The 373-nt window shown below is 26.5% G+C and carries 1 pseudogene; it reads left to right on the forward strand.

Features of this window, described 5'->3' with window-relative positions:
- Positions 1-106 precede the first annotated feature (106 nt).
- Positions 107-373: pseudogene (locus LJD34_RS16245) on the forward strand (ISL3 family transposase); the annotation flags it as partial.

The raw sequence follows: 373 nt of genomic DNA on the forward strand, positions 1-373 counted from the left end.
ACTTCTAATAATTGTCATTGAAAAACAACAGCTAGAATTCTGGCTGTTGTTTCTTTTTATAGTTCATTTATCATTGATATTGTCTAGATACTATGAAAGGAACTATATGAATAATGATATCATGAAATTTTTAAACATTGAAGATAAAGACATAATTATCTCTAAGATTTTAATTGATGGAAATACTAAGATAATTTATTTAGAAAAGATTCTCAAAGTCGAATATTGCCCTGCCTGTTCTTCTAGAATGCATTCAAAAGGAAAATATATTAGAAAAATAAATCATCCTATCCTACAAGATGGCTATCAATTAAAACTTATTGTAACTCAAAGAAAATGGAGATGTACCAATCCTCAATGTAATCTTTACTTC

The sequence above is a fragment of the Faecalibacillus sp. MSK20_93 genome (assembly GCF_020589945.1).
Lineage (GTDB): Bacteria > Bacillota_I > Bacilli_A > Erysipelotrichales > Coprobacillaceae > Faecalibacillus > Faecalibacillus intestinalis.